The following is a 19,448-nucleotide window of genomic DNA, read 5'->3' on the forward strand; positions in this document are numbered from 1 at the left end:
TTTGTTTAATGAATATACAGAAGTTCACGAGGTGTTAAAGATGGAAGGGTATCTACATTTAAAAAGCGGTCATTGTTATAAAGGGGAATGGCTAAATACGCCACCACAAAATGAGGTTGCAGGAGAAATTGTTTTCTTTACAGGAATGACTGGTTATCAAGAAGTGCTAACAGATCCATCCTATAAAGATCAGATTATCGTTTTCACTTATCCTTTAATTGGGAATTATGGCGTGAATGAATCAGACTTTGAGAGTAAGAAGCCACATGTAGCTGGAGTGATTGTTTATGAGGGGACTAATGAACCTTCACATTATCAATCTTCCTATACACTGAAGGAGTATTTGCATAAATGGAATATTCCTGTGCTAGGGCATATGGATACAAGGTCAATTGTGAAAAAAATTCGGGCAGTTGGTTCCATGCCAGCAACTATGTCAACTCATTCTGTAAAAGAAACAACATGGAGTAAACAAGAGGATCATAAGGTTGAATTGGTTTCTAATCCTCAGATGCACACATATGGTGAAGGTGATAAACATGTTGTTCTTTATGATTTTGGCTATAAGAAATCAATACTTAATAGCTTATTACAGCAAAATTGTAAAGTGACCACTGTGCCATTTTCTACAACATTCAATGAAGTTGCTAAGTTAAATCCTGATGGTATCCTACTGTCCAATGGTCCTGGAGATCCGAAAACGCTTCAAAATGTCTTACCTGAACTTAAAAAAGTAATTACGAGCTACCCTACTTTAGGGATTTGTTTAGGACATCAGTTAGCAGCACTTGCACTTGGGGGGAACACAACAAAGTTATCTTTTGGACACAGAGGGGCGAATCACCCTATTAGTGATCTGAAAACAGGACGTGTCATGATGTCTTCACAAAACCATAGCTATGTTGTTGATACAGTAAGTTTAGAAACAACTGGGTTTAAAACAAGGTTCATTAATTTGCATGATCAATCTGTTGAGGGTCTTACTCATGAAATTTATCCGATTGAGACGGTACAATTTCACCCTGAAGCTAATCCTGGACCAACAGATACGCATTATTTATTTTTAGAATTTATTCAAACGATTGAAGAGAAGAAAGGGAGCGTTATCGCATATGCCTAAAGACAACAGTATCCAATCTATCCTGGTCATCGGATCGGGACCAATCGTGATTGGGCAAGCAGCAGAATTTGACTACGCAGGCACGCAAGCATGCGCGGCGCTTAAAGAAGAAGGCTATAAGGTAATATTAGTAAATAATAACCCTGCAACAATTATGTCAGATCACGCATTTGCAGATAAGATTTACTTTGAACCATTAACAGTAAATAGTATTGAAAAAATCATTCAAAAAGAAAAACCAGATGGCTTATTAGGAACTTTAGGTGGTCAAACAGGTCTAAATTTAACCTTTCAACTAAGTGAAGCAGGCGTATTAGATAAATATGAGGTGAAACTTTTAGGTAGCAGTATCGAAGCAATAAAAAAAGGTGAAGACCGGGAAGCATTTCGCCAATTAATGAATGACCTAAATGAACCAGTTCCAGAAAGTGAAATCGTTCATCATGTGGAAGAAGCGGTTACGTTTGCTGAAAAGATTGGTTTCCCTATCATTATCCGACCTGCTTATACCCTAGGTGGAACAGGTGGCGGTATTGCAACAGATATGAATGAATTAAAGCATTTCGTTAAGAGTGGCCTAAAAGAAAGTACGATTACGCAAGTGCTAGTAGAGAGAAGTATTGCTGGGTTTAAAGAGGTAGAATATGAAGTGATGCGCGACAGCAACAATACTTGTATCACCATTTGTAATATGGAGAACATTGATCCAGTAGGTGTACATACAGGAGATAGTATTGTTGTTGCCCCGAGTCAGACATTAAGCGATGTAGAGTACCAAATGCTTCGTAGTGCTTCTGTCAAAATTATTTCTGAGTTAGGCATCATTGGTGGATGCAATATTCAATTTGCTCTAGACCCAGAAAGTAAAAATTACTACCTGATTGAGGTGAATCCTCGTGTTAGTCGATCTTCTGCTCTTGCTTCTAAAGCAACTGGATATCCGATTGCAAGAATGGCAGCAAAGTTGGCTGTAGGCTATCATCTTTCTGAAATTATTAACCCAGTTACTGGTGATACTTTTGCTAGTTTTGAACCGGCACTAGACTATTGCATTGTCAAATTTCCAAAATGGGCGTTTGATAAGTTCTCTGATGCTGATCGCAAATTAGGCACGCAAATGAAAGCAACAGGAGAAGTAATGGGGATTGATAGAAACTTGGAGAGAGCGCTGATCAAAGCGGTTCATTCCCTTGAAGGAAAAGGACTTGATCTTCACTATCCTCGGATCAAAAAAGATACAAAAGAGACATTACTGAAGGAGTTAGCTGGCCAAACAGATGAAAGATTCTTCATTATATTAGAGTTAATGAGACGTGGGGTAAGCGCAGAAAAGATAAAAAACATCACTAAAATTGATTATTTTTATCTGTCAGCTTTCCAACGTTTAATCTCATTAGAAAAAGAGATTGCACAAGCTTCACTCGAAAATATTGAGCCAGAAATGATGCAACTGATCAAAGAAAAGGGCTTTGGTGATGCCTACCTTGCTTCAGTGTGGCAGGTCGATGAAAAAGCTGTTCGTCATAAAAGAAAAGAAATGGGGATAATCCCATCTTATAAAATGGTTGATACATGTGCCGCCGAATTCGCTGCGTCTTCCAATTATTTTTACTCTAGCTATTTTGGAGAAAATGAACAAATACCGAGCGATAAAAGAAAAGTTTTAATCATTGGTAGTGGTCCGATACGAATTGGCCAGGGAATTGAATTTGATTATTGTTCTGTACAAAGTGTCTTTGCTTTAAAAGATGAAGGTATTGAAACGATTATGATTAATAATAATCCAGAAACAGTCAGTACAGATTTTACGACAGCAGATCGTCTTTATTTTGAACCATTAATCATTGAAGACGTGATGAATGTAATTGAAGCGGAACAAGTGAATGAAGTCATTGTTCAAGTAGGGGGACAAACAGCGCTTAACTTAGCTAATCAGCTAGAGGATTACGGGGTAAAATTACTCGGTACTGATTCGAAAACTATTGATACCCTTGAAGATAGAGAATTATTTTATCAATTATTAGATGAACTTGAAATCCCACATATTCAAGGATACGTGGCAGAAAATGAAGTTGAACTCGAACAATATGTAAACCAAATCGGCTATCCTGTATTGATTAGACCATCTTATGTAATCGGTGGGATGGGAATGGAAACCATTTATAATGATGAAGCGTTTCAAGTTTATAAAAAGAAGGATATTCCATTTCCTGTACTTGTAGATCAATTTTTACAGGCGAAAGAGGCGGAGCTTGACTTAGCCGCAGACGGAGAGCATGTTCTCATCCCGGCAGTTATGGAGCATATTGAAAGGACCGGGGTTCATTCTGGTGATAGTATGTCAGTCTTACCGCCACAAAGCTTATCGAAAGAAGTACAAAATCTTATGATTAAGTATGGACAATTGATGGTTAAAAAGCTTGGATATAAAGGTTTAATGAACATCCAATATATTATTGATGATAACAAAGTTTACTTACTTGAAGTAAACCCGAGGGCAAGTCGAACGGTGCCAATTGTAAGTAAAGTGACTGCTATTCCATTGGTTCAAGAGGCAACGAAAGTATTATTAGGAAAGCAATTTTTCGAAAAAGACCAACTTCCAGAAGATACGAAGCAAACATTTGTTACTGTCAAATATCCGGTTTTCTCTAACTATGCACTAAAAGGTCTTGATGCTAAAGTAGGACCAGAAATGAAGTCAACTGGGGAAGGAATTGCGTTAGCAGCGACTTTACCACAAGCTTTAAAGAAAGTGTTCCAATTACATGGAGATAAAGAACGGTCCGTTTTGTATAGTGGTGAATTAACAGATGGAATTAGGACATTGGCAAAAGAGTCAAATACCAAATTGTTAGATGCTCAAGGTGCCGAATTAGATGAAACAACTGTTGCACTTTACAATCCGTTCACTGGTGATGAAAACCAACGTATGCGGGAATGGGCGGTTAAAAACAGACTACACACTTTTAGTGAATTAGAGTCGCTTGAGGCCTATTTACTTGCTTTAACAGAAAAGGATTGGCAAGCAGTAGCAATTGAGGATTGGCAAAAAGACAGTGTAAAGGAAGTGACGATATCATGATTACAACATCGACTGTATGTGGTAAAAAGTTAGATATACAAGGACAGGATATGCTAACATTAGCTGATTATTCTTCTGAAGAAATCATTGGTCTTGTCGAAAAGGCATATGAAATGAAGCAAACGGATCATCAAGCCGAAGAGCCATTGAAGGGCAAAATATTGGGAATGATTTTTGAAAAGTCATCTACACGTACAAGGGTTTCCTTTGAAGCGGGTATGTTACAACTTGGCGGTCATGCCCTATATTTAAATAGTAATGATATGCAAATCGGTAGAGGAGAAACGATTGCAGATACAGCAAAAGTTTTATCTAATTATGTTGATGGTATTATGATTCGTACATTTTCTCATGATATTATAGAAGAACTTGCAACACATGCTACTATTCCAGTGATTAATGGGTTAACGGACCAATATCATCCTTGTCAAGCACTAGCAGACTTGTTAACGATTAAAGAAGTAAAAGGACAATTAGCAGGTATCAGTTGTGTTTATGTAGGAGATGGCAATAATGTAGCTCACTCATTAATGATTGCAGCAGCAAAAGTTGGCATGCATATGACGATTGCATGTCCGAAAGGCTACGAACCAGATGAAAAAGTGGTTGCTTTAGCACAAGGATTTGCTGAAGTGACAGGTAGTAAAATTCTCGTCGAAAACGATGTGAAAAAGGCGGTTGATGGCGCTGATGTCATCTATACGGACGTCTGGACGAGTATGGGTCAAGAAGAAGAAAATGAAATGCGTTTACAAGTCTTTCATGATTATCAAGTGAACGAGTCACTAGTAGCCTGTGCAAAAGAAGATTATTTATTCCTTCACTGTTTGCCCGCACACCGTGGGGAAGAAGTCTCGGCGTCTGTTATTGACGGTGATCACTCCGCTGTTTTCCAACAAGCAGGCAATCGCCTTCACGCACAAAAAGCCTTATTAACTGAATTACTATAAGTTTCCTGAAGCATGAATTATTCTGTTCCTAGAATGGTTCGTGCTTTTTATCATTAGAAGAGAATTTAGGCAGTTTGAGGTGAGCAAAAAGGTATAGCTCTTCCATTGAGAGGAAAAATGGGCAAAGATAGCTGCGGAGTAAGAGTGATTTAAAAAGTACACCCAACAATAAAAGCGCCAAAGCCAGGCTTGCAATCTGATTTGAGTAAAACACAATACCTACAATTTCCTTTATGATTCCTCCTTCTCGCGGAAATAATAAAAGTGTAAGTTTGAAGGAGGTGCTCATTTTGGGACAAAATCGACAATTTAGAGCAGGGCAGAAAGCGCCGAATAATGGTAAATATATTGAAATTGGAGAAACTGGCAGTAATGTGAATAACCCACAAGTGGTAAGTCTTCGTGCGGGTGATCGATTTCCTGAAAACTCAAACCATAATCGATTATGGACTTATCAAAGAAAACCATAATAATGAAACCGATCAGATGCCATCCCAAAATGTGGATGGCTTTACATATGGTAGGAAATAATTTTATAATAAAACAAAGGTCAAAAAAGGTCAGGAGTGTGACTTGCGATTGGATATTAATCAAATGACAACCTCTTTGCAAGAAGGTTTAATGACTGCCAAAAGGATGGCGACAAATAAAGGTCACCAAGAGGTGGATACGGTGCACTTATTCCTTTCCTTCTTGCAGGAGGATCATCTTTTTACAAATATTTTAAGACGAAGTGATTTTACAATTGAAAATGTGAAACAATCATTGCAACATTTATTAGAAAGAAAACCCAGGGTTAGTGGAAGTGGTGTGGATTTAAATTCTTTTTATCTTACTAATGATTTAAGAAAAACCTTGTCAAAAGCAGAAGAATTAAGATTGCAATGGCAGGACAATTATATATCCATTGAACATGTTTTATGGGCAGTGATTGTGGCAAAGACGAATGTTACAGACCTCTTTTTAATGAAAAAGGAGGATATCAAACAAGCAATTGAAGAGATCAGGGGGAATCAAAAGGTGACATCACAAAACCCAGAAGGTACTTATGAAGTACTTCATAAATATGGTAGAGATTTAGTGGAAGAAGTGAAAACAGGGAAATTAGATCCTGTCATTGGCAGAGATCAAGAAATACGTAATGTAATTCGCATACTTTCAAGGAAAACGAAAAATAATCCTGTCCTCATCGGGGAGCCAGGTGTTGGTAAAACAGCAATTGTTGAGGGATTAGCACAGAGAATTGTTAGAAAAGATGTACCAGAGGGACTGAAAGATAAGACGATTTTCTCATTAGATATGAGTGCGTTAATTGCTGGTGCTAAATTTAGAGGTGAATTTGAGGAACGCTTAAAAGCAGTGTTAGCAGAGATTAAAAAGAGTGATGGTCGTATTCTTCTGTTTATAGATGAGATACATACAATCGTTGGAGCTGGTAAAACAGAAGGTGCGATGGACGCTGGTAATATGTTGAAGCCGATGCTTGCCCGAGGTGAGCTACATTGTATTGGCGCAACAACATTGGATGAACATAGAAAGTATATTGAAAAAGATCCGGCATTAGAGAGAAGGTTTCAACAAGTATTAGTAAAAGAACCTGATGTAGAAGACTCTATCTCTATTTTAAGAGGTTTAAAAGAGAGATTTGAAATTCATCATGGGGTTAATATTCATGACAGGGCTATTGTTGCAGCAGCTACTTTATCTGATCGTTATATTACAGATCGTTTTTTACCAGATAAAGCGATTGATTTAATTGATGAGGCATGTGCAATGATCCGGACAGAGATTGACTCTATGCCTACGGAGCTTGACGAAGTAACAAGAAAGGTAATGCTGCTTGAAATTGAAGAGGCCGCTCTGCTAAAAGAGTCTGATGAAATCAGTCAAGGTAGGTTAGAGAAACTAAGAGAAGAACTTACTAACTTTAAGGAACAAGCGAAAGAAATGAGAGCGAAATGGTTAACAGAAAAGGCTGCGATACAATCGATACAATCAAAACGAGAGCAGTTAGAAATTTTGAAAAGAGAGCTAGAGGAAGCTGAGAATAAGTATGACCTTAATAAGGCAGCAGAGTTAAGACATGGGAAAATCCCTGCATGTGAAAAAGAGTTACAACAATTAGAAGAAGAGGCGAATAATAAAGAAAATGATAACCGTTTATTACGTGAAGAGGTAACCGAAGAAGAAATTTCTGATATTGTATCGAGATGGACTGGTATACCTGTCTCTAAATTAGTTGAAAGTGAACGGGAGAAGTTATTGCGATTAGAGTCGATTCTACAAAAAAGGGTCATCGGTCAAAATGATGCCGTCACACTTGTCTCAGATGCGGTCTTAAGAGCAAGAGCAGGCATAAAAGACCCGAAACGGCCGATTGGTTCTTTTATTTTCTTAGGTCCTACAGGAGTTGGAAAAACAGAGTTGGCAAAGGCTTTAGCGGAATCTTTATTTGATAGTGAGGAACATATCATTAGAATTGATATGTCAGAGTATATGGAAAAACATGCGGTATCAAGACTAGTTGGTGCACCACCAGGGTATGTTGGGTATGAAGAAGGTGGACAATTAACAGAAGCGGTTCGCAGGAATCCGTATGCCGTCCTATTACTAGACGAAATAGAGAAAGCACATCCTGAAGTGTTCAATATTCTTTTACAAATGTTAGATGACGGAAGGGTTACTGATTCTCAAGGTCGAACAGTTGATTTTAAGAATACCGTCATCATAATGACATCAAATATAGGATCTCATATTTTGCTTGAACGCGATGAAGCGAAAGAGAAGGGTAATATAATAGAAGAAACTCGGAATAAAGTATTAGAAATGTTACGATCGCATTTCCGGCCAGAGTTTTTAAATAGAGTAGATGAGGTTATTTTATTTCATCCTTTAGGTAAAGAAGAGATGAAAGGAATTGTTGAAAAACTAATCCATGAACTACAACAAAGGTTAACTCATCAACAAATTAACTTAACGATAGATGATAAGGCAAAGGCTTTTATTGCAGAAACGGCTTTTGATCCCATATACGGTGCAAGACCATTGAAGCGTTACATGCAAAGAGAAATTGAAACAGTATTAGCAAAAGAAATGATTGCGGGAAATATCCAAGCGAAATCACATGTAGCTATCACTAGTGACAGTACAAAACTCATCATAAAACAATCATGAACCAGTAGAAAATAGCATAAACTGGATATATTAACGAAAGTAAAAAAACAAAAGTCATCCATATTGGATGACTTTTGTTGCCATTCTTAATGTAGTCCTTCCTTCTCTTCTGGTGCTGCAGGAATGACAGCAGCAAGAATGTAAAGAAGAATACTTACTACAACCGAAAGGACGGTTGCTGTTTGTAAATCATAACTTACACCATTCATGTTGCTTACTACATAAGTAACCATATTCATAAGTAAGAATGTCCAAATGAACGTCCAAATGTATTGCATTTTTACTCACCTCATACGTATGTCAGTCTATTTAATAGTATCATACAATGGTTGGATTATAAACGTGATTCACTGATTTTTTTTCATAGGATTATGTCTAAAATGTGAATAACAGTTGGAATCAAGCGTTTGAACTAATTCATTAAAAGCTAGGCAAATATCCTATTCAAATTACCTGTACAATCATACATTAGTATGAACAACAGTAAAGGGGTTAATAAAATGGATAGCCGAAACTTTCAACTGCATACAGAATGGAATATGATTCATTACCCAGAAAAGCCAAGTGGTTTCGGTATTCTTATCATTGGGGATGAACGCCATTTTGTTGATGAGAAACAAAGCTTCTGGACACAAAATGAAGGGAAATCATCTCTCATATCAGCATTAAGAAGAGATGGTTATACTATCTTTTATTCGAATCTATATGGGCGAAATTGGGGAAGTCGTAAAGCCATTGAAATGGCAAAAAGATTGTATGCCCATACGATTAGACATGAAATTATTAATGAAAGAATCCATATTATTGCTGAAGGTATGGGCGCACTTGTCGCTGGTGCATTAATGAATGAAATGAATGAGAATATACGGTCGATTACGTTTATCAATCCCATCTTTTCATTAAAAACACATTTGGAACAAGAAAAAGAACATAAATTTTTCTATAAAAAATTAAAGAAAGAAGTTGAGGCTGCACTTGTGAGTAATATTAAAGAGATAGATGAATCCATCGCAATAAATGAAGAACAATTCCTTCAAGTAGACCTCCCAGTAAAAATCATTCATATCCTCTCAAGTAGTCGTGCATATAAACAATCTCATCATTTAAAAGACTTATCAGTGAAATGGTCAGAAAACAATCAACAAGTCTCAATCAATTATTTATTACCAGAGAAAAGGCATAGTTTAAGCTACCATATTATTCGATTTCTCAACGAAAATGAGACGATATTATAAGTCTGAGGAAAAAATCCCTCAGACAATTTTTTTGTTATGTAAAACTTGCTAGTTTGTTATAAGTCATATTTGAGTGAGAGATTTCGATGATATATAAAGATAATTCCGCATAGTATACAATAAAACAGACGACTGGAGGCTGGGGGTATGAAGCAAGCAGTTGTAATTGATGGTTATAGTTTTGTAGGTTTTGCTACGTGTAAAGGGCTGTTAGAAGAAGGGACAGAGGTTTTACTGCTCAATTCATTGAAGGCAGATGATGCTTTAGAAAAACAATTATCCGTTGGGAGAAATGCGAACTTAACTGAAGTGGATATAGATAGTTTAAACACTTTGCTCGAAGATGAGGCCACTGTTTTTATTGATGGTTACAGTTTATATATTAAAGATATAAATATGGAGAGGTTTTTAGTTCCTATCTTAGATAAAATTTCTTTTGAAAAGCGAAAATGTGTGATTACTTTGCCCATTCAATGGTTGTATACAGGTCATTCAAAAAAATGGGTGCAAAAGACCTTTTCTCATGCTCATATCTATTACTTACCAACAGTATATGGACCGTTTCAACCGGAAGAAATGCTTTTTCAACAAAAGCTAATGCATAATAACCACAATAAAAGTGTCAGTGAAAAGGAATGGCGAGCTGATGCTGTTTATATTGACGAAGCCATCACCTGTTTATTGCATGATTTTTTATCAAACAATAAGAGTGGAGAAAAAATAATTAGCAGTGGAATTGAAAACCATTGGCAGCAATGTGTAGATTATTTACAAATTAATCTTGGAAGTCATACTGTAAAAGAAGATAACAGTTTAAGAGACCAACCTCAAACAATTCATATTAATAACCATCTATCGGTGGAAAAAGCGCTTAGTCAACAGAAAAGACATGTGGATATTCTCCCATAAATATAAAAGTACTTTCATCGGAAAAACCTTTTCAATCACTAGGATAAAAGGTTAGAATGATGTTAGTTGGTCTTTTCGAAAGAAAAAATCAACTAACATAAAGGGGCGAAAGATATAGAAATGAAGAGAGCTTTAATTAAGTGGGGGAGTTTGGTTCTATGCCTTCTTCTATTATCGTCATGTGGACAGGTATTTTCTGGGGGTCAGCTGCAAAAGGCTGGCTTATTAGTGCCGGATACCATTAATGATCAAGTGTGGGGTACGAAAGGGTATAAAGGCCTACTCAAGATACAGTCTACTTATGATATTGATGTGTATTATAAAGAAGGAATGAACTCACAACTCGTTGTCGAAAGAGCGGTAAAGGAATTTTCAAAAAAAGGGGTCAATTTAATTTTTGGACATGGAAATGAATATGCAGAGTACTTTAATCAAATATCAGCACAATATCCAGACATTCAGTTTGTAAGCTTTAACGGGGACGCACAAAATGAAAATACGACAAGTTTAAATTTTGAAGGATATGCAATGGGCTTTTTCGGAGGTATGGTGGCTGGTGAGATGACATCTACTAATATTGTTGGTATTATTGCGGCATTTGAATGGCAGCCAGAAGTAAAAGGTTTTATTGATGGTGTGAACTTTCAAAATGATGAAGCAAATGTTAAAATACATTATGTTGAAAATTGGGATGATGCCCATAAGGCTGCGGGGTTAATGGACAAGTTGGTCATAGAAAAAGCAGATGTCGTTTATCCAGCAGGTGATGGATATAATGTCCCTGTCATTGAAAAAGTAAAAGAGCATGGTTTATATGCCATTGGTTATGTTTCTGACCAATCCCATTTAGGAAAATCAGCAGTATTAACAAGTACAATTCAACATGTTGACCATTTGTATGAAATAGTAGCAGAACAATTTCATAATGGAGAACTGCAGTCTGGGAACCTTTCTTTTGACTTTCAAGATGATGTCATTTCATTAGGTGCGTATAGTCCAGAATTATCTCCAACCTTTATTCAACAATTAAATGCAGCAGTAAAAAAATATAAAGAAACAGGTAATTTACCGAAAGAACCATCATAGGAGGATCACAGAATGTCAAATGATAAAACAATGGAATTTATGCAAATCGCGATGAAATATCTACCTGAAGCAAAAGCGGAACTAGAAAAGTCAGGTGTAAATTTATCAATGGAAATGATTCAACCGTTTATGACGATGTTTACACAAGTGATGAATGAAGCTTATGAATTAGGGAAAGCAGATGCACAAAAAGAGCATGAATAAGAAAAAAGCTAGCGGCGTGGGATCGCCGTTAGCTTTTTTTATTCATAAAGACTTCAACGATTGGAGCAGCATGTTTTAAAAGTGGTTTTAATTCCTCTGCAGAATCCATTAATTGAGACATATTGACCATTAATTCCCCTAAATCTAATTGTTCGATTGTATTCAAAATAGAAGGTGATTTTTCCTCCTCCTGCTGATGTTTTCTTCCGAGAATCCAATCTTCACTTTGACGAGCATCTCTATTACCAAACATAAATTGATTAAAAAACGGTTCTTCACTCATATAAGCAATCCTCCTTTTGATCTTCTATTGTATAGGTTATTCCTTATAATATATGGGTGAATAAAAGAAAAGGTTGGACGAAAATAATAATTATGAAGAAAAATATTGAAACTATACCTGCTTATTTGATAAAATTAGTACCAAGTACTAATAATTGATATTAAATTTTATTTCTCGTAAACAAAAAGGTTGAATTTCTTATAACGACAAAGTGGAAAAGAAAAAGGGAGTGGGAAAGATGAATGCTGGAATTGTTGGCTTAGGTAGATACTTGCCCGAAAAAATAGTAACGAATGCTGATTTAGAAAAAATAATGGATACTTCAGATGAATGGATCCGCACGAGAACAGGTATCGAACAAAGGCGGATTGCCGATGACGATACAGATACTTCTGATATGGCATTCGCTGCTGCAAAAAAAGCATTACAGGATGCAGACTTGTCTCCTGAAGATATCGATTTAATTATTGTCTCAACTGTCACACCAGATCAGCCATTTCCAAGTGTTGCTTGTTTATTGCAGGAAAAGTTAGGGGCAAAGAAAGCAGCAGCTATGGATGTAAGTGCAGCTTGTGCTGGTTTTATGTACGGTGTGATTACAGCGAAACAATTTATTGAAACGAAAACGTATCAGAATGTACTAGTGGTAGGCGTTGAAAAGCTGTCTAAAGTAACCGATTGGTCTGATCGTAATACAGCTGTCCTTTTTGGAGATGGTGCGGGTGCTGCTGTCATTGCCCCTGTATCTGAAGGAAGAGGCATTTTATCATTTGAACTAGGAGCAGATGGGAGTGGAGCGAAGCATCTCTATCAAGATAAGTACATTGTGATGAATGGTAGAGAAGTTTATAAGTTTGCTGTTAGACAAATGGGTGAAAGTTGTATTAATGTATTAGAAAAAGCAGGTTTAACAAAAGAGGATGTAGATTTTCTTATCCCTCATCAAGCAAATATTCGTATCATGGAAGCTTCTAGACAACGTTTAGAGTTACCAATTGAAAAAATGTCAAAAACAATTGATAAATATGGTAATACATCAGCATCTTCTATACCAATTGCTATGATTGAGGAGATAGAAGCTGGGAAAATTAAAGATGATGATATTATCGTAATGGTCGGATTTGGTGGCGGATTAACATGGGGAGCCATCGCTTTAAAATGGGGAAAATAAGTATAAATATAATAGGTTTTATTGATATAAAAGGAGTGACATAATAGTGGAAAAAAAACGTGTCGTTGTAACAGGACTTGGAGCAGTAACACCGGTTGGAAATAATGTAGAACAGTCGTGGAGTAATATTAAAGCTGGAAAATCTGGAGTAGGACCGCTAACAAGATTAAATGCTGATGAATATCCTGCTAAAGTAGCTGCGGAAGTGAAGGATTTTAATATTCATGAGTATTTAGAGAAGAAAGATGCAAGAAAGATGGATCGCTTTACTCATTATGCAGTGGCTTCTTCAATCATGGCAGTGAAAGATGCTAATTTGACGATAAATGATGAAAACGCGCATCGTGTTGGCGTTTGGGTAGGATCAGGAATCGGTGGAATGGAAACATTCGAGAATCAATTTGAAACCTTTTTAAACAGAGGCTACCGCCGAGTGAGTCCATTCTTTGTACCAATGATGATACCGGATATGGCTGCAGGGCAAGTATCAATCACATTAGGTGCAAAGGGAGTGAATTCTTGTACAGTAACCGCTTGTGCAACTGGAACGAATTCAATCGGTGATGCTTTTAAAGTCATTCAGCGTGGTGATGCTGATGTCATGGTAACAGGAGGAGCAGAAGCACCAATTACGAGAATGTCTGTTGCAGGATTCTGTGCTAACACAGCGCTATCTACCAATCCAGATCCAGCTACAGCAAGTCGTCCATTTGATAAAGATAGAGATGGATTTGTTATCGGAGAAGGTGCAGGTATTCTCATTCTTGAAGAATTAGAACATGCACTAGCTCGCGGTGCCAATATTTATGCTGAAATTGTTGGGTATGGTTCTACTGGAGATGCCTATCATATTACCGCACCTGCACCAGAGGGGGAAGGCGGTGCGCGTGCAATGAAAATGGCACTTGACGATGCGGGACTCACTCCTGAACAAATCGATTATATTAATGCTCATGGTACGAGCACAGATTATAACGATAAATATGAAACTGTTGCAGTGAAAAGTGTTTTTGGTGAACATGCTTATCATTTAGCCATTAGTTCAACCAAATCTATGACAGGTCACCTTCTAGGTGCTGCCGGAGGCGTTGAGGCGATTTTCTCTATCTTAGCGTTAAGAGATAGTACGTTGCCACCAACGATTAATTACAATACAAAAGATCCAGATTGTGACTTAGATTATGTACCTAATGTATCAAGAGAAAAAACTATTGGAGCTGTTATGAGTAACTCATTAGGCTTTGGTGGTCATAACGCAACAATCGTCTTCAAAAAATATCAATAATAAAATGAAACACGGATAAGTTCTGCTTTGTTACATGGCGGAATTTGTCCGTGTTTTTTATATTTTTATGGTTTTCTTTTGAACCGATTATTTGTCTCTTCCATAAAATAAACAACAACATTTGATGGGAGAGAAACATATGCCGGTAATTAGAACAGATGAATGGTTAAATCAGCATTTTACTGATCCAGAAAAGTTAATTGAACCATTGTTAGATTCATTCCATGAAAACGAGCCACAAAGGTTATACCAATTCTTATCCTCCTTTGGCATGTATTCACCAAATAGAAGGAATAAAGAACAATTCAAACAGTTAAAAGAAAATAGAACATGGGAAAAGGTTGAATTGTTATTAAATAAGTATAGAAAAAACTGGAAAGGGCCAGATGTCCCAATTTACTTATTTCCAATTGCACAAGGCGGATTATTCTTTAGAACATCTTATGTGAAGTCTGGCTTGTCATTCCCTGACAAGATGTTTTTATTTCTCGCTCCATTAGAAGATGAGAAAGAGTTAGAAGCATTATTTGTTCATGAATACCATCATATCTGCAGAATGAAAAGATTAAAAAAAGAAATGGCTGAGTATACACTATTGGATAGCATAGTATTAGAAGGATTAGCAGAATGGGCAGTGGAGAAGAGTTGTGGAAAATCGTATCGTTCAAAGTGGTGCACAGAACATGATAGAGAAAGAATACGATACTATTGGCATAAATATGTAAAAAACAATATAGACATAAAGAGAGACAATGAATTACATGACCAAATTCTATTCGGTGAGGGGAAATATCCAAAAATGCTTGGCTATTCCATTGGCTATGAAATTGTCTCAATGTATGACAATGAAAAGAAAATCAAGCTTAAAGAAAGCATGGTTATTCCTTCGAAGTTATTTTTGCCTCAGTGGGAAAAAGAATAGAGTAGGTGAGAAAACATGTAAAGGAAATAAGGAAATTGTCAAAGTAAGTAAAATAGTATTTTTTCCTTATATTAACATACAAGTAACAGGATGTAAGAACTATTTCATGACCACTCCATACTATTTATAATATTATCAAAAGATAGATTTTTGAAAAAATTCCTTGTATTCGTAATCTATTTGTAATAATATACAGATAATTAATCCTAGTACTAAATATTTTACAATACTGTAAGATATTACGATTGAGGTGTTGAAATGGTAGGAAAAGAAGATAGTCCTAGCTTGGACACAATTTTACAAGTAAAAGAATTAAAAGCAGGTTTTGATATAGACGGAAAGGTCTATCACGCAGTAGATAATGTATCTTTTGACGTAAAGAAAAAACAAATTCTTGGTGTCGTGGGAGAATCAGGCTGTGGAAAGAGTGTCATGTCTATGTCCATTATGCAGTTATTACCGAAGGAAACAGGAAAAGTCACTGGTGGTGAAATTGTTTTTGAAGGTAAGAATATTGAGAATTACTCCATTAATCAAATGAATACCATCCGAGGTAATGATATCTCAATGATTTTCCAAGAACCAATGACGGCACTTAACCCTGTATTCACAATTGGTTTTCAATTACAGGAGATTCTCTTTAATCATCAGAAGATTTCGAAAAAGGATGCGCGAGAAAAAAGCATCCATCTTTTAAGACAAGTAGGCATATCAAGGCCAGAGAATATCGTTGATGAATATCCCCATCAACTTTCAGGGGGAATGAGGCAACGGGTAATGATTGCTATTGCGATTGCCTGCCAACCAAAGTTACTTATAGCTGATGAGCCAACGACTGCATTAGATGTGACAGTACAAGCCCAAATACTAGATTTATTAAGGGAAATTCAATCAATCAATAATATGGCAATAATTCTCATTACCCATGATCTTGGGGTCGTTGCTGAAATGTGTGACGATGTAATTGTTATGTATGCTGGGAAAATTGTTGAAAGAACAAATGTAGATGCACTTTTTCATAACCCTAAACACCCTTATACACAGTTATTATTACAATCGATCCCTAAATTGGATGAAGAAGAGAAAGAATTAGGGTCGATTGACGGCTTAGTACCATCCCTTAAAGATATGCCAGAAGTTGGTTGTAGATTTGCTGATCGTTGTCCAAAAAGAATGCCTGAATGTACTGAAATCACACCTTTATTAGGTTTTGTTGAAAATGGACATGAGGCTGCTTGTCTTTTATATGAGAACAGCTATCAGACTAATGGGAGGAATACATATGTCAAATAACACAGCTGAGAAGCGAGAAGTGTTATTAGAAGTAGAAGATTTAAAAACATATTTCCCGATTAAAGCAGTTTTTTTTCAAAGAACGGTAGGACATGTCAAAGCTGTAGACGGAGTTAGTTTTCAAATACATAATGGCGAAACATTTGGACTTGTTGGAGAATCGGGTTGCGGCAAATCAACGACAGGTCGAACGCTTTTAAAACTTATGAATCCAACAGATGGAAAAATTATTTTTGATGGACAAGATATTTCAAGTTTGAAAGGAAAAACTTTAAGAGCAATTCGCAAAGATTTTCAAATGGTTTTCCAAGATCCATACGCCTCACTTAATCCAATGCAAATGGTTGGGGACATCGTCTCAGAACCGCTCGTTAATTTTAGAGGGAAATCAGTGAAAGAATTAAAAGAAGAAGTCATGGATCTCCTTAATAAGGTCGGACTTCCGTCAGATGCTTATTATAAATATGCTCATGAATTCTCTGGTGGTCAAAGGCAAAGGATTGGTATTGCGCGAGCATTAGCACTACGTCCAAAGCTAATTATTGCGGATGAACCTGTATCAGCACTTGATGTATCTGTACAGTCCCAAGTATTGAATCTCTTAAAGGAACTGCAAAATGAATTTCAATTAACATTTTTATTTATTGCACATGATTTGAGTGTTGTTAAGCATATGAGTGATCGAATTGCTGTGATGTATTTAGGTGGAATTGTTGAAGTAACTGATAAGAATAGTATTTTTGCAGAACCACTTCACCCATACACACAAGCTTTGATTTCGGCCATACCTGAGCCGGATCCGAGAAAGAAGAAACAGAGAATTATCTTAGAAGGTGATGTACCAAGTCCGGCCAATCCTCCAACGGGTTGCCCGTTTCATCCACGCTGTTCACATGCCATGAAAGAGTGCATGGAAGTGAAACCGACTTTAAAGGAGGTGAAGGCTGGTCATAACGTAGCTTGTCATTTATATAACTAAAAAATCATTTAGGGGGAGAACAATGAAAAAGAAATCTTTTTGGTTAATTTCGTTATTACTCGTATTCTCTATGTTTCTAGCAGCTTGTAATAGCGGGAACGAAACGAGTGGGAATGAAAAAGATGGAGATAAAGAAGAAGCTAACACTGGTGAACCGGTTGAGGGTGGAAATGTGACAGTAGCAGTGACATCTGCTCCAGAGGGTGTATTAGAGCCAGCATATTATGGCAGTGCGATTGATGCCGAAATCTTGAATTTCATGACTGATGGTATTTATTCAGTAAATGACGAATTAGAATATGAACCAGACCTTGCCACTTGGGAAATTAGTGATGATAAGCTCACTTATACGTTCAAATTTAAAGAGGGCGTAAAATGGCATAATGGTGAGGAGCTAACAGCAGAAGACTACCAATTTGCATTGGAAACAATGGCTGATCCTGAATATACTGGCCCACGTTTTAATTATGTAGAAGGTATTAAAGGGGCTAAAGAAAAAAAGGATGGAAAAGCGGAGACAATTGAAGGAATTGAGTTAGTTGACAAATATACGATTGCAATTACATTTGAATCTGTAAAAATCAATAATCTTGAAAATCTTTGGTCTTATCCAATGCCTAAAAAGCATTATGAGGGAGTGGCTATAGCAGAGCTTGGTGAATCAGAACAGGTTAGACAAACACCAGTAGGTCTAGGAGCATTTAAAGTTAAGTCTGTTAAAGCTGGTGAATATGTAGAGTTAGAGAAGTTTGCAGATTACTATAAAGGTGAACCAAAACTTGATGGAGTAGTAGTTAAAGTGATTGATCCGGCAGTAGCAAATGGTGCCCTGCAGAATGGTGAAGTTGACATTATGGGCGTTGCTCCTGCACAAGTAGAAGAACTTGAAACGATGGAACATATCACAGTTGAAGAAACAAATGGTGTAGGGTATTCTTATATCGGTTTAAGGTTTGGTCACCGTGATCAAGAAACACGTACAAATGTTGATGATTTTGACAAATTTAAAAGCAAAGAATTACGCCATGCCTTAATTCATGCTCTTGATCGTCAAGCGATGATTGATGCGTTCTTATCAGGTAAAGGTACAGTATCTAACACAGTTATTCCTTCAACTTTCTGGATTGCAGCTGAGGAGTCAGAATTAAATCAATATGAGTATGATCCAGAAAAAGCGAAAGAGCTACTAGCTGAGGCCGGCTATAAAGACGTTGATGGAGATGGTTTTGTAGAAGATCCTGAAGGAGAGCCATTCTCAATTTCATTTGGTCATTATGCTGGGAATGCAACATTTGAAGGTCGTTCTCAAGCAATCATCCAATCATGGAATGATATTGGCGTAAAAACGGAATTAGCGACTGGATCATTAGTCGAATTTAACTTATACAATGATATGAAAGATAAAGATGATGAAGCGTTAGAAGCATTTTTTGGTTCATGGAGCACTGGTTCTGATCCGGATCCATCTGGCCTATGGGCAAATAATGCGGAGTGGAACTATGGACGTTGGGTAAATGAAGATAATCAAAGATTATTAGACGAAGGTCTAAGCGAGAAAGCATTCGATAAAGAGTATCGTAAAGAAGTCTATGTTGAATGGCAAAAACTTTTCAATGATGAGCTTCCAGGTATTCCGTTATGGGAGAACCTAGACCTTTATGGTATTAATAAGCGTCTACAAGGGGTTCATATTAATGCTGTAGGTTACCAAACCAATACACATGAATGGTATGTAACTGAATAATTAGACAA

17 protein-coding genes are annotated in these 19,448 nt (G+C 36.8%); 15 read left to right on the plus strand and 2 right to left on the minus strand.

What is annotated here, in order from left to right:
- Window positions 1-40 precede the first annotated feature (40 nt).
- The 5 genes from MKX83_RS08925 to clpB all read left to right on the plus strand — a co-directional run bounded on the left by MKX83_RS08925 (window position 41) and on the right by clpB (window position 8,329).
- Window positions 41-1,120, plus strand: a complete 1,080-nt coding sequence (locus MKX83_RS08925; protein ID WP_328198735.1) for a carbamoyl phosphate synthase small subunit — start codon at window positions 41-43, stop codon at window positions 1,118-1,120.
- Complete coding sequence (locus MKX83_RS08930; RefSeq protein WP_341055118.1) at window positions 1,113-4,205, plus strand: carbamoyl phosphate synthase large subunit; 3,093 nt, start codon at window positions 1,113-1,115, stop codon at window positions 4,203-4,205. Before MKX83_RS08925 ends, MKX83_RS08930 begins: the two co-directional genes overlap by 8 nt.
- Window positions 4,202-5,155: an ornithine carbamoyltransferase gene (gene argF, locus MKX83_RS08935; RefSeq protein WP_095369822.1), complete on the plus strand. Its 954-nt coding sequence runs from the start codon at window positions 4,202-4,204 to the stop codon at window positions 5,153-5,155. The genes MKX83_RS08930 and argF overlap by 4 nt, the downstream gene beginning before the upstream one ends.
- Before the next feature lie 290 nt (window positions 5,156-5,445).
- On the plus strand, window positions 5,446-5,625 hold the full coding sequence (locus MKX83_RS08940; protein WP_095369821.1) for a YjzC family protein: 180 nt from the start codon (window positions 5,446-5,448) through the stop codon (window positions 5,623-5,625).
- Between the two features lie 109 nt (window positions 5,626-5,734).
- Complete coding sequence (clpB, locus tag MKX83_RS08945; RefSeq protein ID WP_322909168.1) at window positions 5,735-8,329, plus strand: ATP-dependent chaperone ClpB; 2,595 nt, start codon at window positions 5,735-5,737, stop codon at window positions 8,327-8,329.
- Window positions 8,330-8,415: 86 nt separating this feature from the next.
- Here clpB and MKX83_RS08950 read toward each other — a convergent pair whose 3' ends face one another.
- Window positions 8,416-8,607 (minus strand): YjzD family protein, encoded by a 192-nt coding sequence (locus MKX83_RS08950; RefSeq protein ID WP_191814879.1) that lies wholly within the window; start codon window positions 8,605-8,607, stop codon window positions 8,416-8,418.
- Window positions 8,608-8,829: 222 nt separating this feature from the next.
- On the opposite strand from MKX83_RS08950, the gene MKX83_RS08955 reads away from it, so the two are divergent.
- From MKX83_RS08955 to MKX83_RS08970, 4 genes are all read left to right on the plus strand, one after another.
- The gene (locus MKX83_RS08955; protein WP_307317891.1) at window positions 8,830-9,564 is read left to right on the plus strand and encodes a hydrolase; all 735 of its coding nucleotides are present in this window, start codon (window positions 8,830-8,832) and stop codon (window positions 9,562-9,564) included.
- Between the two features lie 147 nt (window positions 9,565-9,711).
- Window positions 9,712-10,473 (plus strand): hypothetical protein, encoded by a 762-nt coding sequence (locus tag MKX83_RS08960; protein ID WP_341055124.1) that lies wholly within the window; start codon window positions 9,712-9,714, stop codon window positions 10,471-10,473.
- Between the two features lie 120 nt (window positions 10,474-10,593).
- Window positions 10,594-11,559, plus strand: coding sequence for a BMP family ABC transporter substrate-binding protein (locus MKX83_RS08965; protein WP_341055126.1), 966 nt, complete (start codon window positions 10,594-10,596; stop codon window positions 11,557-11,559).
- 12 nt (window positions 11,560-11,571) lie between these two features.
- A complete protein-coding gene (locus MKX83_RS08970) occupies window positions 11,572-11,763 on the plus strand; it encodes a ComZ family protein (protein WP_191814887.1) in 192 nt (63 codons plus the stop codon).
- 28 nt (window positions 11,764-11,791) lie between these two features.
- Here MKX83_RS08970 and MKX83_RS08975 read toward each other — a convergent pair whose 3' ends face one another.
- Window positions 11,792-12,046 carry a hypothetical protein gene (locus MKX83_RS08975; protein WP_095369814.1) on the minus strand — a complete coding sequence of 85 codons (255 nt, stop codon included), beginning with the start codon at window positions 12,044-12,046 and terminating at the stop codon, window positions 11,792-11,794.
- 238 nt (window positions 12,047-12,284) lie between these two features.
- Between MKX83_RS08975 and MKX83_RS08980 the strand changes: the two genes are divergently transcribed.
- The 6 genes from MKX83_RS08980 to opp4A all read left to right on the plus strand — a co-directional run bounded on the left by MKX83_RS08980 (window position 12,285) and on the right by opp4A (window position 19,440).
- Window positions 12,285-13,217 (plus strand): beta-ketoacyl-ACP synthase III, encoded by a 933-nt coding sequence (locus MKX83_RS08980; RefSeq protein ID WP_095369813.1) that lies wholly within the window; start codon window positions 12,285-12,287, stop codon window positions 13,215-13,217.
- A gap of 46 nt (window positions 13,218-13,263) precedes the next feature.
- Window positions 13,264-14,502 carry a beta-ketoacyl-ACP synthase II gene (gene fabF / locus MKX83_RS08985; protein WP_341055128.1) on the plus strand — a complete coding sequence of 413 codons (1,239 nt, stop codon included), beginning with the start codon at window positions 13,264-13,266 and terminating at the stop codon, window positions 14,500-14,502.
- 139 nt (window positions 14,503-14,641) lie between these two features.
- The gene (locus tag MKX83_RS08990) at window positions 14,642-15,424 is read left to right on the plus strand and encodes a DUF2268 domain-containing protein (RefSeq protein WP_191814889.1); all 783 of its coding nucleotides are present in this window, start codon (window positions 14,642-14,644) and stop codon (window positions 15,422-15,424) included.
- Window positions 15,425-15,682: 258 nt separating this feature from the next.
- Window positions 15,683-16,717, plus strand: coding sequence for an ABC transporter ATP-binding protein (locus MKX83_RS08995; RefSeq protein WP_191814890.1), 1,035 nt, complete (start codon window positions 15,683-15,685; stop codon window positions 16,715-16,717).
- Window positions 16,707-17,696 carry an ABC transporter ATP-binding protein gene (locus tag MKX83_RS09000; protein WP_341055130.1) on the plus strand — a complete coding sequence of 330 codons (990 nt, stop codon included), beginning with the start codon at window positions 16,707-16,709 and terminating at the stop codon, window positions 17,694-17,696. The genes MKX83_RS08995 and MKX83_RS09000 overlap by 11 nt, the downstream gene beginning before the upstream one ends.
- Before the next feature lie 22 nt (window positions 17,697-17,718).
- The gene (gene opp4A / locus MKX83_RS09005; RefSeq protein ID WP_341055132.1) at window positions 17,719-19,440 is read left to right on the plus strand and encodes an oligopeptide ABC transporter substrate-binding protein; all 1,722 of its coding nucleotides are present in this window, start codon (window positions 17,719-17,721) and stop codon (window positions 19,438-19,440) included.
- Window positions 19,441-19,448 lie beyond the last annotated feature (8 nt).

It is taken from the genome of Cytobacillus sp. FSL M8-0252 (assembly GCF_038007345.1).
GTDB classification, from domain to species: domain Bacteria; phylum Bacillota; class Bacilli; order Bacillales; family Cytobacillaceae; genus Cytobacillus; species Cytobacillus kochii.